Below are 21,888 nucleotides of genomic sequence, written 5' to 3'. Positions count from 1 at the left end.
TCCGAAGCTGCCTTAGGCAGCTTCGGCCATCTTCTTGGCTTTCTCGATGGCTTCTTCGATGGTGCCGACCATGTAGAATGCCTGTTCGGGCATATGGTCATATTCACCAGCGCAGATTGCCTTGAACGCCTTGATGGTGTCTTCGAGCTGAACGAACACGCCCGGAGTACCGGTAAAGACTTCTGCAACGTGGAACGGCTGCGAAAGGAAACGCTGGATCTTACGGGCACGGGCCACGACCAGTTTGTCTTCTTCCGAAAGCTCGTCCATGCCGAGAATTGCGATGATGTCCTGAAGACCCTTATAGGTCTGAAGAACACGCTGCACTTCACGGGCAGTCTCATAGTGTTCCTTGCCGATAACGCCCGGATCAAGCGCACGCGAGGTACTGTCGAGCGGGTCAACAGCCGGATAGATGCCAAGCTCGGCAATCTGACGGTTGAGCGTCGTGGTCGCGTCAAGGTGGGCAAACGAGGTTGCCGGCGCCGGGTCGGTCAAGTCATCGGCAGGGACGTAAATGGCCTGGACCGAGGTGATGGAACCTTTTTTGGTCGAGGTAATACGTTCCTGAAGCGCACCCATGTCGGTTGCCAGCGTCGGCTGATAACCCACGGCAGACGGGATACGACCGAGAAGTGCCGACACTTCCGAACCCGCCTGGGTGAAGCGGAAGATGTTATCGACGAAGAACAGAACGTCCTGGCCTTCTTCATCACGGAAATATTCCGCAATCGTCAGACCGGTCAGAGCAACACGTGCACGGGCTCCCGGGGGTTCGTTCATCTGGCCATAAACCAGTGCGGCTTTGGATGCACCTTCCGGATTGATAACGCCCGATTCCATCATCTCGTGATAGAGGTCATTACCTTCACGGGTACGTTCACCAACACCTGCGAAAACCGAATAACCGCCGTGGCCTTTTGCCACGTTGTTGATCAGTTCCATGATGAGAACGGTTTTACCCACGCCCGCACCGCCGAACAGACCGATTTTACCACCCTTGGTGTACGGCGCGATCAGGTCGATGACCTTGATGCCGGTAACCAGGATTTCGGTGTCGGTTGCCTGATCGGTAAACGACGGAGCTTCACGGTGGATCGGGGAGGTCATTTTCGCGTTGACCGGACCACGTTCGTCAACCGGCTCGCCGATGACGTTCAGGATACGACCAAGGGTTTCCGGACCAACCGGAACCGAGATCGCGTCACCGGTATCGATGACTTCCTGACCACGACGCAGACCTTCGGTGGTGTCCATCGCGATGGTACGGACGGCATTCTCACCAAGGTGCTGTGCAACTTCGAGAACCAGACGCTGACCGTTGTTGTCAACATGCAGCGCGTTCAGAATGGGAGGCAGATCGCCGTCGAATTTAACGTCGACGACGGCGCCCATAACCTGGGAAATTTTCCCCGCCTTCTTGTTCGCCATAGGTATTGTCTCCTGCTCGGACAAAACTATCCGTTAGTTCCTGCGACCCGCTTACAAAGCCTCGGCGCCGGAAATGATTTCAATCAGTTCGTTGGTGATCTGGGCCTGACGTGAGCGGTTGTACTGGATGCTCAGTCGGTCGATCATATCGCCGGCATTGCGGGTTGCGTTATCCATCGCGGACATACGCGCACCGTGTTCGGATGCACTGCTTTCCAGCATCGCACCGAAAATCTGGACCCCGACGTTACGCGGCAGCAGATCAGCCAGAATGGCTTCTTCAGACGGTTCATATTCATAAACCGCAGAAGAACCGGTAGCTTCTTCCTGCCCGTCGGCTTCCGGCACCGCGAACGGCACCAGCTGCTGTTCGGTGACGACCTGCGAAATTGCTGACACGAACTTGTTATAGAAGATCGAGCAGACGTCAAATTCGCCTTCGTCATACAGCGCCAGAATTTTGTCGGCAACGTCGGTAGCAGCAGAGAAATCAATCCCCTTCTTGCCTTCGACGCCGGTATACCGGGCGACAATCGCGTCACCAAATTCACGCTTGAGCGCATCGGCACCCTTGCGGCCAACACAGATCAGCTTCACCGTTTTGCCAGCCGCGCGAAGGGCGCGGATCTTGATACGGGTCGCTTTGATGATCGATGCGTTGAAACCGCCGCAAAGGCCACGGTCCGCGGTAAAGACGACGAGCAGATGCACATCATCCTTGCCGGTACCTGCCAGAAGCTTCGGTGCCCCCTGTGATCCACCAACCGCGGCTGCAAGCCGGCCCAGCATCGTCCCCATGCGATCTGCATAGGGACGGGCTGCTTCCGCTGCATCCTGCGAACGGCGGAGCTTGGAGGCTGCCACCATCTTCATCGCCGAAGTAATTTTCTTCGTCGACTTGACGCTGGCAATGCGCGAGCGCAGATCCTTCAAACTTGCCATTGCGTTTCCTCCTTCGCCTAAAGTTCAGACTTACGCGAAGGTTTTCGCGAACTTGTCGAGGAACGCTTTGAGCTTCGTTTCGGTGGCTTCCGAAAGAACCTTCTCGGTGCGGATCGCATCAAGAATGTCGGCACCCGACGAACGGATGTCGCTCAGGAACTGTTCTTCGAAAGCACGAATTTTGCCGACTGCCACACCGTCAAGGTAACCCTTAACACCGGCATAGATCACAACAACCTGCTCTTCCACTTTCAGCGGCGAATACTGCGGCTGCTTGAGCAGTTCCGTCAGACGTGCGCCACGTGCCAGCAGTTTCTGGGTTGCCGGATCAAGATCCGATGCGAACTGTGCGAAGGCTTCCATTTCACGATACTGGGCAAGTTCCAGCTTGATCGAACCGGCAACCTGTTTCATTGCCTTGATCTGAGCGGACGAACCCACACGCGAAACCGACAGACCAACGTTCACGGCCGGGCGAACGCCCTTATAGAACAGGTCGGTTTCAAGGAAGATCTGACCGTCGGTGATCGAAATCACGTTGGTCGGAATAAACGCCGAAACGTCGTTACCCTGGGTTTCGATAACCGGCAGTGCGGTCAGCGAGCCAGCGCCGTTTTCGTCATTCATTTTCGCAGCACGTTCCAGCAGACGGGAGTGCAGATAGAAAACGTCGCCCGGGAAAGCTTCACGTCCCGGCGGGCGGCGAAGAAGCAGCGACATCTGGCGATAGGCAACAGCCTGTTTCGACAGATCATCATAGAAAATGGTGGCATGCATGCCATTGTCGCGGAAATATTCACCCATTGCGCAGGCAACGAACGGTGCCAGGAACTGCATCGGTGCCGGGTCGGACGCGGTCGCGGCAACAACGATGGTGTTTTCCATCGCGCCACGTTCCTCAAGAACCTTCACAACCTGTGCAACGGTCGAACGTTTCTGACCAACCGCAACATAGATGCAGAACATCTTGTCGCTGTCGGATTTCGCTGCATCGTTCACCGGCTTCTGGTTCAGAATGGTGTCGATGATGATCGCGGTTTTACCGGTCTGACGGTCACCAATGATCAGCTCGCGCTGGCCACGGCCAATCGGGATCAGCGAGTCAATCGACTTGATACCGGTCTGTACCGGCTCGTGAACCGATTTACGCGGGATGATGCCCGGTGCCTTGACGTCAGCAAGGCGACGTTCTTTTGCACCCAGTTCACCTTTACCGTCGATCGGGTTGCCAAGCGCGTCAACAACGCGGCCCAGCAGCTCCTTGCCAACCGGCACGTCAACGATGGCACCGGTACGCTTGACCTGGTCGCCTTCTTTGATGTTACGGTCAGAACCGAAAATAACGATACCGACATTGTCTTCCTCAAGGTTCAGGGCCATGCCCTTGATGCCACCCGGGAAGTCGACCAGTTCACCGGCCTGAACATTGTCAAGACCATGAACACGGGCGATACCGTCACCGACAGAAAGAACCTGACCGACTTCGGCAACTTCGGCTTCAGCGCCAAAATTGGCAATCTGATCCTTAAGAATAGCGGAGATTTCCGCGGCGCGGATTTCCATCACGCAACCCCTTTCATAGCGAGCTCGAGCTTCTGCAATTTGGTACGAAGCGAGGCATCAAAAACCCGGGAACCGACCTTGACGACAAGGCCGCCAAGAACCGCCGGATCGACATTCAGGTCCACTTTGACAGTGGCGCCAACAACTTCTTTAAGAGCGCCGGTAACGGCTTCGATTTGCTCTTTTTTCAGCTCGGAAGCCGAGGTCACCTGTGCGGTCACTTCGCCTTTGAAAGCTGAGAGCATGGAAAGGTAGGAACTGATAACATCCGGCAGAACGAACAGGCGGCGCTTCTGACACAGAACGCCGACGGTCTTCTTGGTCAACTCGGAAACGCCAAGCTTGTCCAGAAGGGCCGCCATTGCCTTGGCCTGCACATCCCGGGAAATCACGGGACTACGGAGCACATTCCGCAGGTCATCGCTTTCGACGATGGCCTGGTCGAGCAATTCAAGATCGCTTTTGACAGCATCAAGCGCATCGGCCGATTGGGCCAATTCGAATAATGCTGTGGCGTAACGCCCTTGAAGCCCGGTCGCGGCAGTATTTTGGGACACCGGTGAAAGCCCTCAATTCTGGTTATGAGAACGACTCGGATACGTATAAAAAAATGGTCTCTCGGAAGGTGTTCCCGCCGAGAAGCGAGCGTTTGGTATCATATGTCCATGACAGGGGCAACCCCCGCGCAACGCCATTTCGGCAGTCTTTTTCATTCTTGCCTAAAGTTGGGGCAAAACCGGGCCGGATTGCTTACTTTTCGAGGCTTTTTACAACTATTTAATAATACCGGTTTTCCCGCCACAGGCGGATTTCGCTTTGATGAAATCGACTTTAACGGACGAATCCCCGCTTTTTTCATCAAACGCTGCCGTGCAACCGCGGGTCGATAACCTTCTTTTGCCATCAAAAAGTGTAATCGACATCACATTCGGGCCTTTCAGACGTCGATCACGAGCCTTCATGTCATCGCTCAGGAGATTTAAATGAAACTGCCCCGAATGATCAGCCTGCTGGTCGCTGGTGCCACCCTGCTGGCACCGATCAATGCCTTTGCATGCAGCAGCGGCTATTTCCGTTTTGTCGAGACCGGCACCGCAAGCCCCTTCGTGCCATCGGCCTCGCGCGCCTATTACGACGATCAGGATGAACCCGGCACCGCCATTTCCGTTTTTGTCGATCTGACATCGGCTGACTTCAAAGCCATGGCCGACAGCCGCCGCAATGTCTTTGGCGGCAAGACCACGGTTTATAAAATCGCCTGCGACGCGGTCACCGCCCCGCTGTCTGAAATCCCGGCCGAAGACGTGCCATCCGATAGCTGGATGAGTGCCGAGGGCATCAACCCGACGCATGCCTATCTCGAAGCCGACAATTTCAGCAGCGCCACCGTCGGCCCGAACAAGCAATCCATCCCGGCCTGGCTTACCAGCAAGTCCAGCAGGGTCTACAGCGCCAACTGATATCATCGCATCGGGTCACCCTACAGGTGGCCCGATCCGTCCGCCTGCCCGAGATGAGATACATCATCAGACATGCGATCCGGTGCCATCGCCCTTGGCTGACCATTTCCGCGCCCGGTTGATCGCCATTTTCCCCTGCACTTCGCCATCAAGGTCGAGCCCGAACTGATCGGCCAGACGATACAGCAAAATCAAAACGTCTGCCGCCTCACGACCGATTTCCGAAATATCCCGGTCCGCCACCGCCTCATCAAGCTCTTTCATTTCCAGCATCGCACGCGCAACAAGCGCCCGCGGATCGGCAACCGGGCCAAAAATCCCCTCGGCCCAGTCACATATGCTTTGCTGGCTTTCGCTCATGTTTGTTGAATTTTTAACATTCGTCATCAAATCTTATCCGTAATTCCGGCAAAACTCGGGATATCCATAACCCGCAATCACGACGGGAGACAACATATGGCACGACAGTGGGAGTTCGTGCAGACCGCCGGATCATTCAAATCCTGCATGGCTGCATATTTTACGCTGATTGTTGCACTATGCGCAGTCACCTTTTCCACCGTCTCACATGCCAGAACCCTGATCATCGAAGGCCTGTCCGAAGCCCCGCTGAAATGGATGGTCGATGGCGACCCGCGCGGGATTGATATCGACATCATGACCGAAGTCCTGAACGACATGGGCATCACCGATTACCGCTTTCAGCTTGTCGATAATGGCCGCCGCCTTCTGCATAATGCCCAGACCGGCAGCAGCGACATCATCCTGACCCTGTCGCAAAACAGCGAACGCAGCCAGTATCTGAACTACCCCGAAGAAGCCCATCTTCTGCTTGATTGGCGCTTTGCCGTCCGGGCCGAGGACCGCGACCGGATCACCTTTAATGATTTTTCCGATCTCGCCCGTCACCGCGTCGGCGCAGCGGCGGAATATTCCTATACCGATACCTTCTGGCAGTCCGGGCTTGATATCGAAGTCGTCGCCAAGAACGATCTTCTGATCCCGATGCTGCTGGAAAACCGCTTTGATGTCGTGCCGGTCAATTATCTCAGCACGCTTTACGAAACCCTGCGCAACGGGCAGCGCGAAAAAATCGCCTTCATCTATCCGCCACTTCGCCGTGCGCCCTATTATAACGTGTTCTCAAAGGCATCCGACTATCCGGACAAGGACGCGTTTCTGAAACGCTATGACCAGATCATCAGCACCATGCGCAATGATGGCCGCCTTGCCTCCATCTTTCAGGATTACCTTGGCCCCGATGGTCTGGACTGGTGGCAATCCCAATATCAGAACTGATCCTACATGAAGCTGTAAGGATCGATATCGATCTGCACCCGGACACTGCCCGGCGTTTTCACCTTCGATAACCAGTCATGGATCATCGCCTGCAACCGGACCTGCTTATCGGTGCGAATAAGGAATCGTCTGCGATACCGCCCGCGCAGCAACGATAACGGTGCCGGTGCCGGTCCCAGAACGACGATGCCATCGCCCCTTGGGGCCGCCCGGCCAATCCGCCATGCGGCTTCGTCGACCTCGTTTTCCTTTTTCCCCGATATGATCAGGGCGGCCAACCTTCCATGCGGCGGCATGCCATGTGTCATGCGCTGCGACAGTTCAACCTCGTTAAACGCATCGCGGTCCCCCGCCGCAATCGCCTTGATCACCCGGTTGGACGGATCGGCGGTTTGCAGCAAAACCGTGCCCGGCCTGTCACCACGTCCGGCACGCCCCGCCACCTGCGTCATCAACTGATAACTGCGTTCAGCCGCGCGCAAATCCCCGCCTGCGAGGCCAAGATCGGCATCGACCACCCCCACAAGGGTCAGCATCGGAAAATGATAACCCTTGGCCAGAATCTGTGTGCCGATCAAAAGGTCGACTTCATGGTTATGCACCCGGTTGACCAGCTCGGCCGCGACCTTTGGCCCGGCGATATTGTCCGATGTCGCGACCTCGATGCGGATTTGCGGGAATGTCTCGACCGCTTCCTCATAAAGCCGCTCCACCCCCGGCCCGCATGCCGCAAGCTTTTCTTCCGCCCCGCAGGCCGGGCAGCTATCGGGGGCTTTTGCCTGATAACCGCAATGATGGCATTGCAATTTGCCCCATGCCCGATGTTCGACCAGCCACGCCGTACAGTTCGGGCACTGGAACCGATGCCCGCAGGCCCGGCAAAGGGTCAGCGGCGCATAACCCCGCCGGTTCAGGAACAGCATCGCCTGTTCCCCGGCGGCAAATGTCTCCGCCAGCCGCTTTTTCAGGGTCGGCGTGATCCAGCGTTGCCGTTCCGGCTTGTCCTGCCGGATATCGACAATCTCGACACTTGGCAAAACCGCCATGCCGTGCCGCTCCGAAAGCTCGACCCGCTCATACCGTCCGGCTTCCACATTCGCCAAGGTCTCCAGCGACGGGGTGGCGGATGCCAGAATGGCCGGTATCCCGCCCAGATGCGCGCGTGCCACCGCCATGTCGCGCGCATGATAAATCACGCCATCTTCCTGCTTAAACGCGTGTTCGTGTTCTTCATCGACCACGATCAGGCCGAGATTGGCATAGGGCAGAAACAGTGCGGACCGTGCCCCGACCACAAGCTTTGCCGATCCATCGGCCACCGCCCGCCATGTGTCACGCCGCCGCGCCTGCCCGACTTCGGAATGCCAAAGCGCCGGCTCAACGCCGAATCGGTCGCGGAATCGCTGCAACCACTGCGCCGAAAGGGCGATTTCCGGCAACAGGACCACCACCTGCCTGCCTGCTTCCAACGCCGCCCGCACCGCTTCGAAATAAACCTCGGTCTTGCCCGATCCGGTCACGCCATCCAGCAACGTGACCGAAAATCCGTCTTCGGCCACCTTGGCACACAGCATATCGGCCGCACGTTCCTGTGCATCCGACAGATGCGGGCGCGGGATATCAAGGTCGGGGGCTTCAAACGGCGATGGTGGCGTCACCATCAAACGCCGCACCACGCCCGCCTCGACCAGCCCCTTGATCACACTCGCCCCGGCACCGGTTTCGCGCATGATATCGGCCTGTTCCATCGGCGGATGGTCGCGTAAAAACGCCATCACCCGCTTGCGCGGCGGCGTCATGCGAACGCTGCCATCGCCTTCACCTTCTGCCGGATCGGCAAGGGTAAATCTGAAAATCGGCTTGGGCGGTTCAAGGGCATCAGAAACGCTCATCGCCATGCGCAGCACCGCCCCCTGCGGCGCCATGGTATAGGCCGACACCCAATCGACGAACTTTCGCGTCACATCGGCCATCGGCGGTGCCTGCAAAACGCCATAAATTTCGCGCAGCTTGGCCGGATCGACGTCGCCCCTGGCCTTACCCCAAACGACGCCGCGCTGGGTCTGACGGCCCAGTGGAATTTCGACAAAGTCGCCGGGCTGAACGTTCAGGCCTTCGGGGACAAGATAATCATACGGGCCCGCCAATGGCAGCGGCGGCAGAACACTGATCGTTTCACCCGTTACCTGAAAGGCTGGATCATCATCAAACAGATTTCCCGATATGGCCTTTGCGGCGCTCATATATTATAAACCCCGTCAGGATGCCTCTGGGTTGGTCGCATGATTATGCATAACCGGCTTGTGGCACAAAAGAAAACGGTCCCACAGCACAGGGCGTCTGGTACCGTCATTTGAATGGAACCGGACCCTATCAGCTAACCGCATCATCGAACAACGATCTTCAAAAGCTCCTGAGCAGGAAATCCAATGAAGTTTTTCATCGACACCGCCGACATCGACGCAATCCGCGAAATCGCCAAATCCGGCCTCGTTGATGGCGTGACCACCAACCCGTCGCTGGTTGCCAAAACCGGCCGTTCCTTCCTCGATCTGATCAAGGAAATCTGTGACGTGGTTGACGGCCCGGTCAGCGCCGAAGTTGCTGCGACCGACTATGAAACCATGGTTGCCGAAGGCCGCAAACTTGCGAAAATCGCCGACAATGTCGTCGTCAAACTGCCGTTGACCCCGGATGGGCTCAAAGCCTGCCGCACCTTCACCGACGAAGGCATCCAGACCAACGTCACCCTTTGCTTCTCGGTCGGTCAGGCCATTCTGGCCGCCAAGGCCGGTGCGACCTATGTGTCGCCGTTCGTTGGCCGCCTTGACGATATCTCGTCCGATGGCATGCAGCTGATTGCCGACATCGCCGAAGTTTATAACAACTATCCGAACTGGCAGACCGAAATCCTCGTCGCGTCCGCACGCGGCCCGCAGCATGTTGTCGATTCGGCCCGTCTCGGTGCCGACGTCGTCACCATCCCGCCGCAGGTTCTTGGCCAGCTCTTCAAACACCCGCTGACCGACAAGGGTCTTGAAACCTTTGTCGCCGATTGGGCGAAAACCGGCCAGTCGATCCTCTAAGGTCGAAAACCCGGCTTTTGATCGGTTTTATCACCGGTCCTTAACACGCATTTAACCCGGCAGCCCGCATTGTGGCTGCCGGGTTTTTCATTTCACTGCAAATTACCGGATCAGATGGAAAAGACAGCATTGCGCGCCGACGACGTCGCGGCCTACCTCGCCGAACATCCCGACTTTTTTGCCAACCGGCCGGACCTTCTCGACAGTCTGGACATGCCGGTGCGCGAACTGGGTTCCGGGGTTGCCGACATGCAGCAATATGTCGTCGCCCGTCTGCGCGATGAACGCGAAAAGCTGCGCGGCGCCACAAGCGAGCTGATCAATATTTCCAAATCCAACCTCGAAACCCAAAGCCGCATCCATCGCGCGGTTCTGGCCCTTCTCAATGCCCGCGGGTTCGAGGTTTTCGTCGAAGCCCTGCAGGATCTTGTGCCCGAACTGCTTGACCTTGATGCCATCGCATTGTGCTTTGAAGAAAGCGAAGATGCCCCGGTGCCCCGTTGCGGCGGTCGTGTCCGTCGCCTGACGGCTGGTGCGGTTGATCAGGTTCTGGGCGAGGAAAACGACGTCTGGCTTCTGCCCGACAATGCCGGGGACGAGGCGATTTTTGGCCCGCAGGCCGATAATATCCGGTCCGCCGCCATTGTCCGTCTCGCACCGTTTTATGGCGACCCGGTCGGGCTGGTGGCATTCGGTGTGGCCGAACCCGATTATTTCAGCCCGGCACAGGCTCATGACCTGATCATGTTCCTGGCCTCCGTGATCGAATTTGGTGCCCGCCGATGGCTGACAGCGCCGCAATGAATAAGGGGCTTGCTGCCCTGACCCTGCCCGAAGACGTGCGCGATGCCATTGCCGACTGGCGGCAATGGCTGTCTGCCGAACGCCGCGCATCGAACCACACCACCGAAAATTATCTTGCCGATCTGTATGCCTTCCTTGGTTTTGTCCGGGAACATCGTGGTGATACACCCGATATTGCCGACCTTCTGGCGCTTAACCCGCGCGACTTCCGAAGCTGGCTTGCCCGGCGCAGCATGGATGGCATGGCCAAAAGCTCCACCGCGCGCGCCCTATCATCACTGCGCAATTTCTATCGCTTCCTGGATCGCACCGGGCGCGGGCAAAATGCTGCGGTCAATTCGATCCGCAATCCGAAACTGCCACAATCCGTTCCCAAACCACTTAGCCCGCAGGATGCCATCGCCGTCCTTGATAATGCCGGCGCGTGGCAGGATGAACCCTGGCTTGCCAAACGCAACCTTGCCCTGTTCACCCTGCTTTATGGCTGCGGGTTGCGCATATCCGAGGCACTGGACCTTAACGCCAATCAACGCCCGACGGGCGATTCGATGGTCATCACCGGCAAGGGCAACAAACAGCGCCTTGTTCCGGTTCTGCCGATCGTGCGCGACGCGATCGAGGATTATGTCCGCACCTGCCCCTATGCCCCGAACGGCAATGAGCCGCTCTTTGTCGGTGCTCGTGGCGGTCGGCTGGTCGCACAGGTCGCCCAACGCGAAATGCGCAAAATCCGTGGCCTTCTGAACCTGCCCGATACCGCCACCCCGCACGCCATGCGCCATTCCTTTGCCACCCACCTTCTGGCCGGTGGCGGTGATCTGCGCACCATTCAGGATCTGCTCGGTCACGCCTCGCTTTCGACCACCCAACGCTATACCTCGGTCGATACCGAACGCCTGATGGCTGTCTATCAGGGGACCCATCCCCGCGCACGGCGTTAGTCCAGATATTCAAGAACGTTTGCCGCCTTCATGCGTTACGGACAAAGCAACCCATCATAAACGGGAGTCCGCCATGAAGCTTTTCCGAAGCCGCCGCTTTGACGCATCCTCACGCCACCGCCAGGTCTATAGCGCCTATGAAATCGCCTATACCTCGGTCGACTGGCTGGCTGCGGTGCTGTTCACCATCGGCAGCATCATGTTCCTCTATGACGACCTGATGAAAGCCGGAACCTGGCTTTTCATCATCGGGTCGGTGTGTTTTGCCCTGCGGCCTACCATCCGGCTTGCCCGTGAACTGCATCTTGCCCGGCTGGGCGAGGCCGTCATGGAGCCCGGCAATTCCCCTGATTACCGCCGGGGCTGATCTCTCTTTCCCGGCAGGATTTCCACAATCGCGAAATTTGGGGTTCTTCGAAACGGCATTTCCCCCTTACACTGCGGGCAACTTGTTGAAATTCATCGGAGGAACCCCATGATCCTGCGCTCCAGCGACCCGTCACCCTTTGGCCGCAAGGTCAAAATCGTCGCCAAAATTCTTGGCATTTACGATCAGCTCACCGTCGAAATGTCCAATACCAACGATCCGGAAGACACCCTGCGCAAACAGAACCCGCTGGGTAAAATCCCGATCCTGATCCTTGATGATGACCGCAAGATTTTCGATAGCCGCGTGATCTGCGAATATCTTGACGCACAGGTCGATGGCATCACCCTGCACCCGACCGAAAGCGACGCCCGGTGGGAAGCCCTCACCCTTCAGGCGCTTGGCGATGGCATCATCGATGCCTCGATCCTGCAAGTTTACGAACACCGCATGCGCCCCGAAGAAAAACGTTCATCCGACTGGCTTTCCTATCAGTCGGACAAGGTCAAACGCGCCATGGATCAGCTTGACGCCAACCCGCCGTCACTTGCCGGTGATCTGACCATCGGCCATGTCGCGATTGCCTGTGCACTGGGCTATCTTGATCTGCGTTTTGATGGCAGATGGCGCGAAACTTACGGCGCCCTCGTCACATGGCTTGATGCCTTCCGTGCGCGCGTCCCGGCTTTTGACGCCACAATTTTCAAGGGCTGATACCCCGCTCAAAGCCCCCGGTGCAGGTTAACATCCTTGCACCGGGCCGCTTTCGGATTACATCGCGATTTCATATTCACCGCCCGGAGAACACGAATAAATGTCCCGCCTTAACAGCGTCATCCGCCGCCTGCAGGCCCAGCGCGACTGCCTGAATGCCGCCGCCGAAATGATCAAGGACCATGACGGTATTGTTCTTGAAATCGGGCTTGGCAATGGCCGCACCTTCGATCACTTGCGTGAAATCATGCCGGATCGCGAAATCTTCGTCTTTGACCGTCAGATCGCCGCCCACCCGAAATGCATCCCCGATGATGATCACCTGTTTCTGGGCGACATTTTCGAAACCCTGCCAATGGCGGTTGAACGCTTCGCCGGCAAGGTCGCACTGGTTCATTCCGATGTCGGCACCGGGGACGAGGAACTCAATGCCAAAATCGCCTCCTTCATCGGCAAGACCCTGCCGCCGTCCCTGATCAAGGGCGCGATTGTCGCCTCCGATCAGAAAATCGACGTGCCCGGCACCATCGCCGAACCGCTTCCCGAAGGCGTCCCGCAGGATCGCTATTTCTTCCGCCGTTATCAGGGCTAAAACCAGAAACCGCCCCTCATCAGGAATCCCGTCCGTGTCCAATGCACCCACCCCGGCCGCCGCGTCCCCCAGTGGTTCAACCCTTTCCGAGGCCGAGGCATTCCTTGCCAAATACCCCGATGTCGAGGCCATCGACATCATCCTGACCGATTTTCATGGCATCGGACGCGGCAAGATGATCCGCCGTCACGAGCTTGAAGGCATCTATAAATCCGGGCGCGGATTGCCGACCTCGATCTTCGGGCAGGACGTCACGGGCGAGGATGTTGATGATTGCGGGCTGGTGCAAACGGGCGGCGGCGGCGATGGCCGTTGCTGGCCAGTACCCGGAACGCTCGGCTATCTGCCCCACACGGGCCGGGGCCAGCTTCTGATCAGCATGTATAACGAAGACGCAACCCCGCACGATGTCGATCCGCGCAATGTGTTCCTCACTCAGGTCAACCGCGCCAATTCCCTTGGCTTTGCGCCGATGGGTGCGTTCGAACTGGAATTCTATCTGGTGGACCGCAATGCCGACGCGGGCGGGCTTTATCATCCGGCATCCTATGCGATGACCAAACGCCGGTCATCGCTTCGCAACACCATGTCGGTCGATGAAATCGATGAAATGTCGCCGCTTTTTGATGCGGTGTACGAGGGCGCCAAGCACCTTGATCTGACGCTTGAAACCCTGATTTCCGAATATGGTCCGGGCCAGTATGAAATGACGATCCGCTATCGCGATCTGATGCGCGCGGCTGATGATGTCATCATCGCCAAACGCCTGATCCGCACCGCGGCCCGCCGTTTCGGGATGGAAGCCGTCTTCATGCCCAAACCCTTCGGCACCGAAGCCGGTTCTGGCATGCATCTGCATCTGTCGCTGGCGGATGAAAACGGCAATAACCTGTTTGCCGATCAGCCGGACGGGAGCTTGAGCCCCCTTATGCTCAACGCCATCGGCGGCATTCGCGGCACCATCGGCGAAACCATGCTGATCCTCGCCCCCTTCATGAATTCATGGCGCCGCTTTGCATCGGCCATGTATTCCCCCGCATCCGATGATTGGGGTGTTGAAAACCGCACCGTGGCGCTTCGTGTGCCGGGCACACCGGGCAAGACACGGCATTTCGAACACCGTATCGCGGGCGTTGATGCCAATCCCTATCTCGTCGCCGCCGTGACGCTGGGTGCGGCCCTTGACGGCATCGAAAACAAAATCGATCCCGGCAAGCCAAGCACCGATGAAATCGGCCATGACAAAGCCCCGAACGATCTCCCGCGCCACTGGCTGAACGCCATTGACCGCTTCGGTGCGTCCGATTTCAACAAACGCACGCTCGGCCCCCGCTTCCACACCGCCTTCACCCGCATAAAGCAGGCAGAATACGAACATATGGCGCTCAAGGTCAGTGCGGCCGAATGGGAATATTACGGGTTTTCGGTCTGATTGATGGGGCCGGTGTGCCGGTCAGGCTTTCCTGACCGGGGACCAGAATCAGAAGACGCGTTTGGCGCGGTTGTTGGATTTGTGCGCTGAAAACGCCACCCGCGGGCGGGAATCCATCATTTTCTGATCGCGCAGATGGGCGACTTCAAGATCGCGGGGATCGACATTCATCATGCGGATGTCGCCCCCACGGTCCGCATTGGCATGCAGATGCATCTTGGTCGAAACCCACTGATAGGTCGGATAGGTCACGTTTTCCGGAAGCATCTCTTCGGTAATCACCTTATAGGCCCCGGCTGGCAGAACTTCCGCAAGCCCGCGCAGACTGAACGGCCGCGCAAAATTCAGGATTTTCGATGTGGTACGGTTTGTCAAAAAAGTGCTCCTACCGCGCAAGGGCGCGTTGATCCGGGAAAATCAACGGGATCATTCCCGTGGCCAGCTTTTCAGCTTTTGTTTTCCTCACGCGCGACGCTTGCGAATTCCTGATCGAACCCGCATTGCCACGTTTGATTTCAAACAAAAATTGAAATGACCATGAAATTTGGAAATAAATATCCAAGTCTGATCATATGAATATTTTTTGATTTTATACAACGAACATATTTTTTATTTTTATATCGCCTTGAATAGATACAGAAAACCATCGCACCGAAAATGATCCGGCGCGTGGCAATCCGATTTTATTTTGCGATTTATTTATCCGGCTCTTTAGCCCGGCGATGATCAGTAGCTCAGATCCAGACCAAGCATACTGCCAAGCCCGAAGGTCACCGCCCCAAGGATAACAACCGCCAGCACAAAGATCGCGACCATCTTGGCGCTGGCGCGAAGGACAGCCCGCATGCCGATCTTCTTGCCCTGATCGTAATGCCACTTGATGGCAAAGAACATGCCCGTGCCCAACGCGACAACCTTGATCGTACCAAAAACGAACGGAACCCAATCCATATCAAAGACTTCCTAGTGCATCAGATCAGTGGGTTATGGCCGCATCCTGCGCAAATGCACACTTCGCGTTCTGCAACGCTGATATGTACCATCCGTCCCGGCTGGTTTGGCGCGCCTGAACCCTATTCGGCCTTCCTGCCCGCCATCGCCTGCAAATAGGCGATCACATCACGGATTTCCGCATCCGAAAGCTGATCAGTCGTAAATCCATGCATCTGCATATCGGGCCAATGGCGCACCGATGCCGGATCACGGATCAGCATCACAAGTGCATCGGGCTTGAAATAATCCACCGGACTCATCGGCAGGTTAAGATCCGGCCCCAGTTCGGTAATCCCCGCCCCGTTCATCCGGTGGCAGGCAAAACACTGATCAATGAAAACCGCCTGCCCACGCTTGGCATCTTGCGCTGCATCGTCACCAAGTGCCAACTGCGGCCACCGTGCTGCCGGAAAGGCGGCATAACCGATTTTCGCCACCTGATAGGGCCACTGTTCCGACCGGATATGCGATACCGCCGCATCAACCCACACCAGCGAAAACGGCCCGGCCGAAACCTCCTTGCCCGGCAGGTTCGGCCAGGGCGCATCTTCGGGCTCAATGGCGATCCACGCCTGTGCCGTTTCATCGCCATCAAGCAACACAAGCGGCAGGGGAATATTGGCGACAAACCCGTCAAGGGCGATGACCTCAAGCCCCGTCTCGTCGTCAACCGCGCCCGCATCCCCGATCAGGGACGCAACCGGCACCGCGCGATAGGTCATATCGCGCCCATAGGCCGCATCATCGGCAACCGTAATCTCGCGTGCCGCCGGGTGACTTAACAATTCATCGGTCTGATAAACCGAAACCGCGCCCGTGGGCGTCGTCACCTGCAATTCCGCGGCACTGGCGGCCTTGCCCGCAAATGGCAGCAAAACACACAACAGCAGCCAAACCCCATATCCCCGATACGATTTCATGCCCGGTCCCCTCTCTGGCGATCTGTGGCAAATTGTCCCGCAACAAGAATAGCATAACCGCCGCAAACTGATGATCGCGTATTCACAAATGCCCTCGCGAACGCATGGCTGCCCTTCATCGCCGCCCAATTCCTTGCCATACCGGCCCAATGGCGATATTCAGGTTTCAAACTGTCATTAACTTGCAATGCCGGGACCCGCTGCTTATCTCCGGCTTGCAACAGGCGAGATGAGACGACGCCATGAACCAGATTGCCACCATCGCCGAGGCGAAGCCCGGCGCAATGTCCGAGATGCAGATTGATCCCACCCTTGATCTTGAGGCGGAAATTGCCCGCCTGAAGAAAGAGAAAAACGCGATCATTCTGGCCCATTATTATCAGGACGGCGAAATTCAGGACCTGGCCGACTTTGTCGGTGACAGCCTTGATCTGTCGCGCAAGGCCGCCGAAACCGATGCCGATGTCATCGTGTTCTGCGGTGTCCGCTTTATGGCCGAGGTCGCCAAAATCCTCAGCCCGAACAAAACCGTCCTGCTGCCCGACTCAAAGGCCGGCTGCTCGCTCGAAGATTCGTGCCAGCCCGAACCGTTCCGCAAATTCCGCGAACAGCATCCCGATCACGTATCGGTCACCTATATCAACTGCTCGGCCGAGGTTAAGGCCGCATCCGATATCATCGTGACCTCGTCGAACGCTGCCGAAATCATCGATCAGATCCCGCTCGATAAACCGATCCTGTGGGCACCGGACCGCCATCTTGGCAGCTATCTGGCGAAGAAAACCGGCCGTGACATGACGCTGTGGAACGGCTCATGCATCGTGCATGAACAGTTTTCCGAACGCGAACTGATCCGCCTGAAAACCCAGAATCCGGATGCGAAAATCGCGGCACACCCGGAATGCCATGACGGCATTCTGAAACATGCCGATCACATCGGATCGACCCGCGCCATTCTGGAATATGTGATCAACGGCCCGGATCAGAAATACCTGATCGCGACCGAACCCCACATCATCCATCAGATGGAAAAAGCCGCCCCGCACAAGGAATTCATTCCCGTGCCCGGCGCCGATGGGTCGTGTGCGTGCAACAATTGCCCGTTCATGGAACTGAACACGCTGGAAAAACTCTATCTGTGTCTGGTCAATAACGGCCCGCAGATCATCATGCCCGAAGATTTGCGTGTTGCCGCCGTCAAACCGCTTGAACGGATGCTGGAAATGTCAAAAGGCATTCCGCTTAAAAAGGATCACGCGGCCTAACGCCCACCCGATCAGCAGCCCCGCAGCAACTTGCGGGGCTGTTTTCCATCCCCATCCCACAAAGAATGCGGCCCCACCATGACCGTCCTGACCCCGGCTGAAATTTCGGACTTCATCGACCGCGCCTTTGCCGAGGATATCGGCACCGGCGATATCACATCGGATAATGTCATCCCCGCCGATGCGCGCCTGCGCGTCGCGCTTGAAACGCGCGAGGATATCGTGGTCGCCGGTCTGGACATTGCGCTTGAATGTTTCCGCAAACTGGTCCCCGATGCCAAAATCACCAAACATTGCGAGGACGGCGATGCGATTGCCGCCAAGGACGTGCTTGCCGTGGTCGAAGGCAATGCGCGCGGCATCCTGACTGCGGAACGCACCGCCCTTAATACCCTGCAACATCTGTCGGGAATCGCCACCACCACGCGCACCTATGTCACGGCGATGGGCGATACGACGGCTAAATTGCTTGATACCCGCAAAACCCTTCCGGGCTGGCGCAAGATGGAAAAATACGCCACCCGCATGGGCGGCGCTCAGAACCACCGCATGGGTCTTTATGACGGGGTGATGATCAAGGACAACCATATCGGCGTTGTCGGCTCGATCACCGAATGCGTGAAATCCGCACGCGCGGCCAACCTGCCGAAAATCGAAGTTGAATGCGACACGCTCGATCAGGTCAGGGAAGCCACCGATGCCGGTGCCGATATCATCCTGCTCGATAACATGGGCCCCGATATGCTGCGTCAGGCCGTCGCGATTGTCGCGGGTCGCTGCAAGACAGAGGCATCGGGTGGCGTGAACCTTCAGACCATCGGGGCGATTGCCGCCACGGGTGTGGATTATGTTTCGGTCGGGCGCATCACCCAATCGGCCCCGGCAGTCGATATCGGGCTGGATGTTGCCATTCTCTGACCGGGGCGGATCACGATGAACGCTATCAGACCTGCCCCCAAACTTGTCGAAACTGCCAACTGGATTTTCCGCGATGGCGGCAAAGTCCTGTCGGTAAGAAGCCACGGGCGGGACCGTTTTTACCTGCCCGGTGGCAAGATCGATGCGGACGAAACCGCCATCGAAGCCCTGATCCGTGAAATCCGCGAAGAACTCGGCGTGATGCTGATCGAAAAATCCATTCGTCCGCTTGGGCTTTATGCCGGTCGCGGCCATAACCAGCCATCTGGGGTCATTGTCCGCATGCAATGCTTCGCCGCCCGCTTTACCGGCACCCTGACCCCGTCACGCGAAATCGCCGAAATGCGCTGGCTGTCACAGCGCGACCGTCACCTGATGGCCCCGATGGGCCAAAAGATCACGGCCGCCCTTTTCGATATTTAATATCGCCCGATTACCCGCTTATCGTGGCCCATCCGCGTCCGGGTCATCCCCGGCATCGGGGATGCTGCGCGCAGCCGCATCCTTGTCGCGGTTTTCATCCTTGGCAACGGATGGCGGTGCAGCCGGGTCGGTCCCATCGCCTTCACTCGCATCAGGGATGTCATCCTTCGCCTCGATCACCGGTTTGGGGTTGCCATGCCCGGCATCGCGGATGGCGGCCGCCAGTTTCTCGATATCGCGGAAATGCACATCCTGCTGCGGGAACGGGATTTCAACACCCTCGGCCCGGAACCGTTCAAGAATTTCGAACCGTACCGCGCTGCCCACCGCCAGAACATCACCGATATCGCGCAGGAAATAGCGCAATTCGAAATCAAGCGAGCTGGCCCCGAAATCGATAAACACCACCTGCGGTGCCGGATAGCTGAGAATCTCGCGGCGCTTGTCCGCGATCTCAAGCAGGATTTCCCGCACCTTGTTGGCATCCGATCCATACGAAACCCCGATCCGGATAATCCCGCGTCCGCTGCGGTCCTTAAGCGTCCAGTTCATCACCCGGTTCGAAATCAGTTCGGAGTTCGGGATCACCACCGATGACCGGTCAAAGGTTTCGATCTCGGTCGCGCGCACCCGGATATCCTTGACCAGCCCCTGATCGGCCCCGACCACGATCCAGTCGCCCACCTTGATCGGCCGTTCGATCAGAAGGATCAGGCCCGACACAAAGTTGCTGACGATACTTTGCATGCCAAAACCGATACCGACCGAAATCGCACCGGCAATGATCGCAAGGTTGGACAAATCCATACCCGCCGCCGAAATCGCCAGCAACACCGCAAGGCAGATCCCGACATAACCGAAAATCGCCGAAACCGAATGCTGCAAGCCTTGATCAAGCTTGGTATTGGGCAGAACCCTTGTGTTGAGCATCCGCTGGAAAAACCGCATCACGCCCAGAACCGCAAGGAACAGCAGGATCGCGATCAGAATGGCGCGGAGCGAGAAATTGATCCCGCCCACCTGTATGCCGATAAATGCCTTTTCGGCGGCATCAAGCAGGTCCGCCCACGCGATATCGGTAAAGATCAGAACCGCCAAAGGCACGGCAATCGTGAACATCACGACATCAATCGTCACGCGTAACCAGAAATAAAGCGTGCCATGCACCGCATCGCTGGTCCCGTCATCATCAGGGGACGACGGCCTTACCAGATAGGTATGAACAAGCGCGCGCGCATAGCCACGCAGCAGCCAGTAACTGGTAACGAACGCCATCGCCATCATCAGGTTTTCAAGGATAAAGCGCGCCAGTGCGACATACCCCAGAACACTAAGCACCGGCAGCAGGATCGAAATGCTCCGCAATCCGCGGCGCAGACGTCGTTCAACCTTGGCCCATAATTCATGCCGGTCCGGCCCGCCATGTTCCCAGAACACGCCAAGCGAACTGACAAACAGGATGATCGAAATCAGGAAAACGTTGGAAACACTCTGCACCAGCGCGATTTCAAGCGACGTGCCAAGCGTGGTGGCGCCTTGCAGCAACACCAGATCGGATGCGTAAATCACCGCCGCAAATAACGACAGTATCCCGATAACCCGCGATCCGGTTTCCGTCGTTCCGGCGCGCCGCATGCCCGGTGAAAACGGGGAATAGATGCTGCGGATCGCCGCCCCGACAAACAGCAGGAACAAAAGGGCTGCAAAACACTGATAGACAAAATCGCCCATACTGCCGACCAGAAGGTCCGGCTGCCGGTCCACCATCTGATAGGCCACCAGCAACGCCACCCCGGGCACCAGTGCGGTAAACACGAACCGCGTCCCCGATATCAGCGACACCCGGTCTTCCTTGGGCGCATTGCGCCATCGTTCCGGCAACCAGCGCAGGACAACAACCTCGCCCCCAATCAGGGCCGCCATCACCACAAAGGTCAGCAACACAAGACCCGGCGCAATTTCGCTCAACTGGTCGCCAATCGGCCCTTCAAGATCAAGGTCGGCATACCGGCTGCGCACCATGTCAGGCAGTTCGATGGCACCAGACCACACCTGCCCCCAGCTTTCCGCGTCCCACGGCACATCAACCCGGCCCAGAATGCGGCGGGTAAATCTCTCGCGTGAAATCTGCGCCAGACGGTCGGAAATTTCGGTCGCACGGAAATCAACCAGTTCACCCTGTTTGATCACGCCGCTGATCTCGGCAATATCCTTGTTCAACCGTTCGCGTTCCTCGGCAACGGCGGGGGCTTCGGTTTTGCCCTCGGCCGGGGCTTCGCCCAGTTTGCCAAGGGCGGTATTCAACCGGTTCAAGCGGTCCGCCGCACTCGATTGCAGGGTCGCGGCCCCCTCGGTCACTTCTTCAACCGTCGACCGGCTTTCATTCAACAGCCGCCCGGTAATCTCGTCGGAATTCAGCGCCGTATCGACTTCGTCCAGACGGTCGTTCCAGCCCGATATCAGTTTCTGGCTTTTTTCCAGTTCGATTTTCTGGGTTTTTTCCTGCGGGACATCCTGCGCATTCGCGCTGCCGCCGATCAGGAAGGCCGACATTATTGTCGCCATAATCCAAAACAAAATAGGACGAACTGTCGTCATGATAGATATTCCATGCTGATCCCTGTCGGGCCGGTGACCGAAACCCGTTTTTCCTGATTTGCAAACAGGTTACACTGTCCGCGATAACGAATCACGTACCGTTTCGTTCCCGAACCGGTACCATGCCTGTCCCGGCCTTT

The 21,888-nt window shown here is 57.4% G+C and carries 22 protein-coding genes; 12 read left to right on the top strand and 10 right to left on the bottom strand.

Annotation, left to right across the window (positions count from 1 at the left end; translation table 11 throughout):
• Positions 1–12: 12 nt before the first annotated feature.
• From atpD to AUP42_RS19230, 4 genes are read right to left on the bottom strand one after another with little or no spacing between them, the layout of a single operon-like run.
• Positions 13–1,431: a F0F1 ATP synthase subunit beta gene (gene atpD / locus AUP42_RS19245; RefSeq protein WP_062953219.1), complete on the bottom strand. Its 1,419-nt coding sequence runs from the start codon at positions 1,429–1,431 to the stop codon at positions 13–15.
• A 51-nt stretch (positions 1,432–1,482) separates the two neighbouring features.
• The gene (locus tag AUP42_RS19240; RefSeq protein WP_062953218.1) at positions 1,483–2,373 is read right to left on the bottom strand and encodes a F0F1 ATP synthase subunit gamma; all 891 of its coding nucleotides are present in this window, start codon (positions 2,371–2,373) and stop codon (positions 1,483–1,485) included.
• 30 nt (positions 2,374–2,403) lie between these two features.
• Positions 2,404–3,936 (bottom strand): F0F1 ATP synthase subunit alpha, encoded by a 1,533-nt coding sequence (atpA, locus tag AUP42_RS19235; RefSeq protein ID WP_062953217.1) that lies wholly within the window; start codon positions 3,934–3,936, stop codon positions 2,404–2,406.
• A complete protein-coding gene (locus AUP42_RS19230) occupies positions 3,936–4,493 on the bottom strand; it encodes a F0F1 ATP synthase subunit delta (protein WP_007089181.1) in 558 nt (185 codons plus the stop codon). The genes atpA and AUP42_RS19230 overlap by 1 nt, the downstream gene beginning before the upstream one ends.
• 426 nt (positions 4,494–4,919) lie before the next feature.
• On the opposite strand from AUP42_RS19230, the gene AUP42_RS19220 reads away from it, so the two are divergent.
• Positions 4,920–5,396 (top strand): hypothetical protein, encoded by a 477-nt coding sequence (locus AUP42_RS19220; protein ID WP_062953215.1) that lies wholly within the window; start codon positions 4,920–4,922, stop codon positions 5,394–5,396.
• 66 nt (positions 5,397–5,462) lie between these two features.
• On the opposite strand, the gene AUP42_RS19215 is transcribed toward AUP42_RS19220, so the two are convergent.
• Positions 5,463–5,783 (bottom strand): nucleotide pyrophosphohydrolase, encoded by a 321-nt coding sequence (locus AUP42_RS19215; protein ID WP_197468318.1) that lies wholly within the window; start codon positions 5,781–5,783, stop codon positions 5,463–5,465.
• Positions 5,784–5,852: 69 nt separating this feature from the next.
• Here AUP42_RS19215 and AUP42_RS19210 point away from each other — a divergent pair, with 69 nt between their 5' ends.
• Complete coding sequence (locus tag AUP42_RS19210; protein WP_062953214.1) at positions 5,853–6,695, top strand: substrate-binding periplasmic protein; 843 nt, start codon at positions 5,853–5,855, stop codon at positions 6,693–6,695.
• A gap of 2 nt (positions 6,696–6,697) precedes the next feature.
• On the opposite strand, the gene AUP42_RS19205 is transcribed toward AUP42_RS19210, so the two are convergent.
• On the bottom strand, positions 6,698–8,938 hold the full coding sequence (locus tag AUP42_RS19205) for a primosomal protein N' (protein WP_062953213.1): 2,241 nt from the start codon (positions 8,936–8,938) through the stop codon (positions 6,698–6,700).
• Between the two features lie 186 nt (positions 8,939–9,124).
• Here AUP42_RS19205 and fsa point away from each other — a divergent pair, with 186 nt between their 5' ends.
• The 7 genes from fsa to AUP42_RS19170 all read left to right on the top strand — a co-directional run bounded on the left by fsa (position 9,125) and on the right by AUP42_RS19170 (position 14,631).
• Positions 9,125–9,781, top strand: a complete 657-nt coding sequence (gene fsa, locus AUP42_RS19200) for a fructose-6-phosphate aldolase (RefSeq protein ID WP_037990470.1) — start codon at positions 9,125–9,127, stop codon at positions 9,779–9,781.
• A 114-nt stretch (positions 9,782–9,895) separates the two neighbouring features.
• Positions 9,896–10,585, top strand: coding sequence for a DUF484 family protein (locus AUP42_RS19195; protein WP_062953212.1), 690 nt, complete (start codon positions 9,896–9,898; stop codon positions 10,583–10,585).
• Positions 10,564–11,526 carry a tyrosine recombinase XerC gene (locus tag AUP42_RS19190; RefSeq protein WP_082824858.1) on the top strand — a complete coding sequence of 321 codons (963 nt, stop codon included), beginning with the start codon at positions 10,564–10,566 and terminating at the stop codon, positions 11,524–11,526. Before AUP42_RS19195 ends, AUP42_RS19190 begins: the two co-directional genes overlap by 22 nt.
• A gap of 73 nt (positions 11,527–11,599) precedes the next feature.
• Positions 11,600–11,893 (top strand): YrhK family protein, encoded by a 294-nt coding sequence (locus tag AUP42_RS19185; RefSeq protein ID WP_062953210.1) that lies wholly within the window; start codon positions 11,600–11,602, stop codon positions 11,891–11,893.
• Positions 11,894–12,001: 108 nt separating this feature from the next.
• Entirely contained in the window at positions 12,002–12,607 is a 606-nt protein-coding gene (locus AUP42_RS19180) for a glutathione S-transferase N-terminal domain-containing protein (RefSeq protein ID WP_062953209.1), read from the top strand.
• Between the two features lie 100 nt (positions 12,608–12,707).
• Positions 12,708–13,199, top strand: a complete 492-nt coding sequence (locus tag AUP42_RS19175; protein ID WP_062953208.1) for a class I SAM-dependent methyltransferase — start codon at positions 12,708–12,710, stop codon at positions 13,197–13,199.
• Positions 13,200–13,233: 34 nt separating this feature from the next.
• Entirely contained in the window at positions 13,234–14,631 is a 1,398-nt protein-coding gene (locus tag AUP42_RS19170; protein ID WP_062953207.1) for a glutamine synthetase family protein, read from the top strand.
• 48 nt (positions 14,632–14,679) lie between these two features.
• Here AUP42_RS19170 and AUP42_RS19165 read toward each other — a convergent pair whose 3' ends face one another.
• The 3 genes from AUP42_RS19165 to AUP42_RS19155 form a co-directional block, all read right to left on the bottom strand.
• On the bottom strand, positions 14,680–15,006 hold the full coding sequence (locus tag AUP42_RS19165; protein ID WP_062953206.1) for a hypothetical protein: 327 nt from the start codon (positions 15,004–15,006) through the stop codon (positions 14,680–14,682).
• A gap of 351 nt (positions 15,007–15,357) precedes the next feature.
• The gene (locus tag AUP42_RS19160; RefSeq protein WP_062953205.1) at positions 15,358–15,582 is read right to left on the bottom strand and encodes a hypothetical protein; all 225 of its coding nucleotides are present in this window, start codon (positions 15,580–15,582) and stop codon (positions 15,358–15,360) included.
• Positions 15,583–15,704: 122 nt separating this feature from the next.
• On the bottom strand, positions 15,705–16,544 hold the full coding sequence (locus AUP42_RS19155; protein WP_062953204.1) for a c-type cytochrome: 840 nt from the start codon (positions 16,542–16,544) through the stop codon (positions 15,705–15,707).
• Between the two features lie 242 nt (positions 16,545–16,786).
• On the opposite strand from AUP42_RS19155, the gene nadA reads away from it, so the two are divergent.
• From nadA to AUP42_RS19140, 3 genes are all read left to right on the top strand, one after another.
• Positions 16,787–17,809, top strand: coding sequence for a quinolinate synthase NadA (gene nadA, locus AUP42_RS19150; RefSeq protein WP_097051352.1), 1,023 nt, complete (start codon positions 16,787–16,789; stop codon positions 17,807–17,809).
• A gap of 78 nt (positions 17,810–17,887) precedes the next feature.
• Complete coding sequence (gene nadC, locus AUP42_RS19145; RefSeq protein ID WP_062953203.1) at positions 17,888–18,727, top strand: carboxylating nicotinate-nucleotide diphosphorylase; 840 nt, start codon at positions 17,888–17,890, stop codon at positions 18,725–18,727.
• A gap of 15 nt (positions 18,728–18,742) precedes the next feature.
• Positions 18,743–19,150, top strand: a complete 408-nt coding sequence (locus tag AUP42_RS19140) for an NUDIX hydrolase (protein ID WP_062953202.1) — start codon at positions 18,743–18,745, stop codon at positions 19,148–19,150.
• Positions 19,151–19,168: 18 nt separating this feature from the next.
• Here AUP42_RS19140 and AUP42_RS19135 read toward each other — a convergent pair whose 3' ends face one another.
• The gene (locus tag AUP42_RS19135; RefSeq protein WP_062953201.1) at positions 19,169–21,703 is read right to left on the bottom strand and encodes a mechanosensitive ion channel domain-containing protein; all 2,535 of its coding nucleotides are present in this window, start codon (positions 21,701–21,703) and stop codon (positions 19,169–19,171) included.
• Positions 21,704–21,888: the final 185 nt, after the last annotated feature.

The organism is Thalassospira lucentensis (genome assembly GCF_001613805.1).
GTDB lineage: Bacteria > Pseudomonadota > Alphaproteobacteria > Rhodospirillales > Thalassospiraceae > Thalassospira > Thalassospira lucentensis_A.
This window is presented reverse-complemented; position numbering and strand designations above follow the sequence as displayed.

Excerpts from the sequence above, each read along its gene's own strand:
- atpD (WP_062953219.1), bottom strand. The coding sequence starts at position 1,431 with ATGGCGAACAAGAAGGCGGGGAAAATTTCCCAGGTTATGGGCGCCGTC.
- AUP42_RS19240 (WP_062953218.1), bottom strand. The coding sequence starts at position 2,373 with ATGGCAAGTTTGAAGGATCTGCGCTCGCGCATTGCCAGCGTCAAGTCG.
- atpA (WP_062953217.1), bottom strand. The coding sequence starts at position 3,936 with ATGGAAATCCGCGCCGCGGAAATCTCCGCTATTCTTAAGGATCAGATT.
- AUP42_RS19220 (WP_062953215.1), top strand. The coding sequence starts at position 4,920 with ATGAAACTGCCCCGAATGATCAGCCTGCTGGTCGCTGGTGCCACCCTG.
- AUP42_RS19215 (WP_197468318.1), bottom strand. The coding sequence starts at position 5,783 with ATGACGAATGTTAAAAATTCAACAAACATGAGCGAAAGCCAGCAAAGC.
- AUP42_RS19210 (WP_062953214.1), top strand. The coding sequence starts at position 5,853 with ATGGCACGACAGTGGGAGTTCGTGCAGACCGCCGGATCATTCAAATCC.
- AUP42_RS19205 (WP_062953213.1), bottom strand. The coding sequence starts at position 8,938 with ATGAGCGCCGCAAAGGCCATATCGGGAAATCTGTTTGATGATGATCCA.
- fsa (WP_037990470.1), top strand. The coding sequence starts at position 9,125 with ATGAAGTTTTTCATCGACACCGCCGACATCGACGCAATCCGCGAAATC.
- AUP42_RS19195 (WP_062953212.1), top strand. The coding sequence starts at position 9,896 with ATGGAAAAGACAGCATTGCGCGCCGACGACGTCGCGGCCTACCTCGCC.
- AUP42_RS19190 (WP_082824858.1), top strand. The coding sequence starts at position 10,564 with ATGGCTGACAGCGCCGCAATGAATAAGGGGCTTGCTGCCCTGACCCTG.
- AUP42_RS19185 (WP_062953210.1), top strand. The coding sequence starts at position 11,600 with ATGAAGCTTTTCCGAAGCCGCCGCTTTGACGCATCCTCACGCCACCGC.
- AUP42_RS19180 (WP_062953209.1), top strand. The coding sequence starts at position 12,002 with ATGATCCTGCGCTCCAGCGACCCGTCACCCTTTGGCCGCAAGGTCAAA.
- AUP42_RS19175 (WP_062953208.1), top strand. The coding sequence starts at position 12,708 with ATGTCCCGCCTTAACAGCGTCATCCGCCGCCTGCAGGCCCAGCGCGAC.
- AUP42_RS19160 (WP_062953205.1), bottom strand. The coding sequence starts at position 15,582 with ATGGATTGGGTTCCGTTCGTTTTTGGTACGATCAAGGTTGTCGCGTTG.
- AUP42_RS19155 (WP_062953204.1), bottom strand. The coding sequence starts at position 16,544 with ATGAAATCGTATCGGGGATATGGGGTTTGGCTGCTGTTGTGTGTTTTG.
- nadA (WP_097051352.1), top strand. The coding sequence starts at position 16,787 with ATGAACCAGATTGCCACCATCGCCGAGGCGAAGCCCGGCGCAATGTCC.
- nadC (WP_062953203.1), top strand. The coding sequence starts at position 17,888 with ATGACCGTCCTGACCCCGGCTGAAATTTCGGACTTCATCGACCGCGCC.
- AUP42_RS19140 (WP_062953202.1), top strand. The coding sequence starts at position 18,743 with ATGAACGCTATCAGACCTGCCCCCAAACTTGTCGAAACTGCCAACTGG.
- AUP42_RS19135 (WP_062953201.1), bottom strand. The coding sequence starts at position 21,703 with ATGTCGGCCTTCCTGATCGGCGGCAGCGCGAATGCGCAGGATGTCCCG.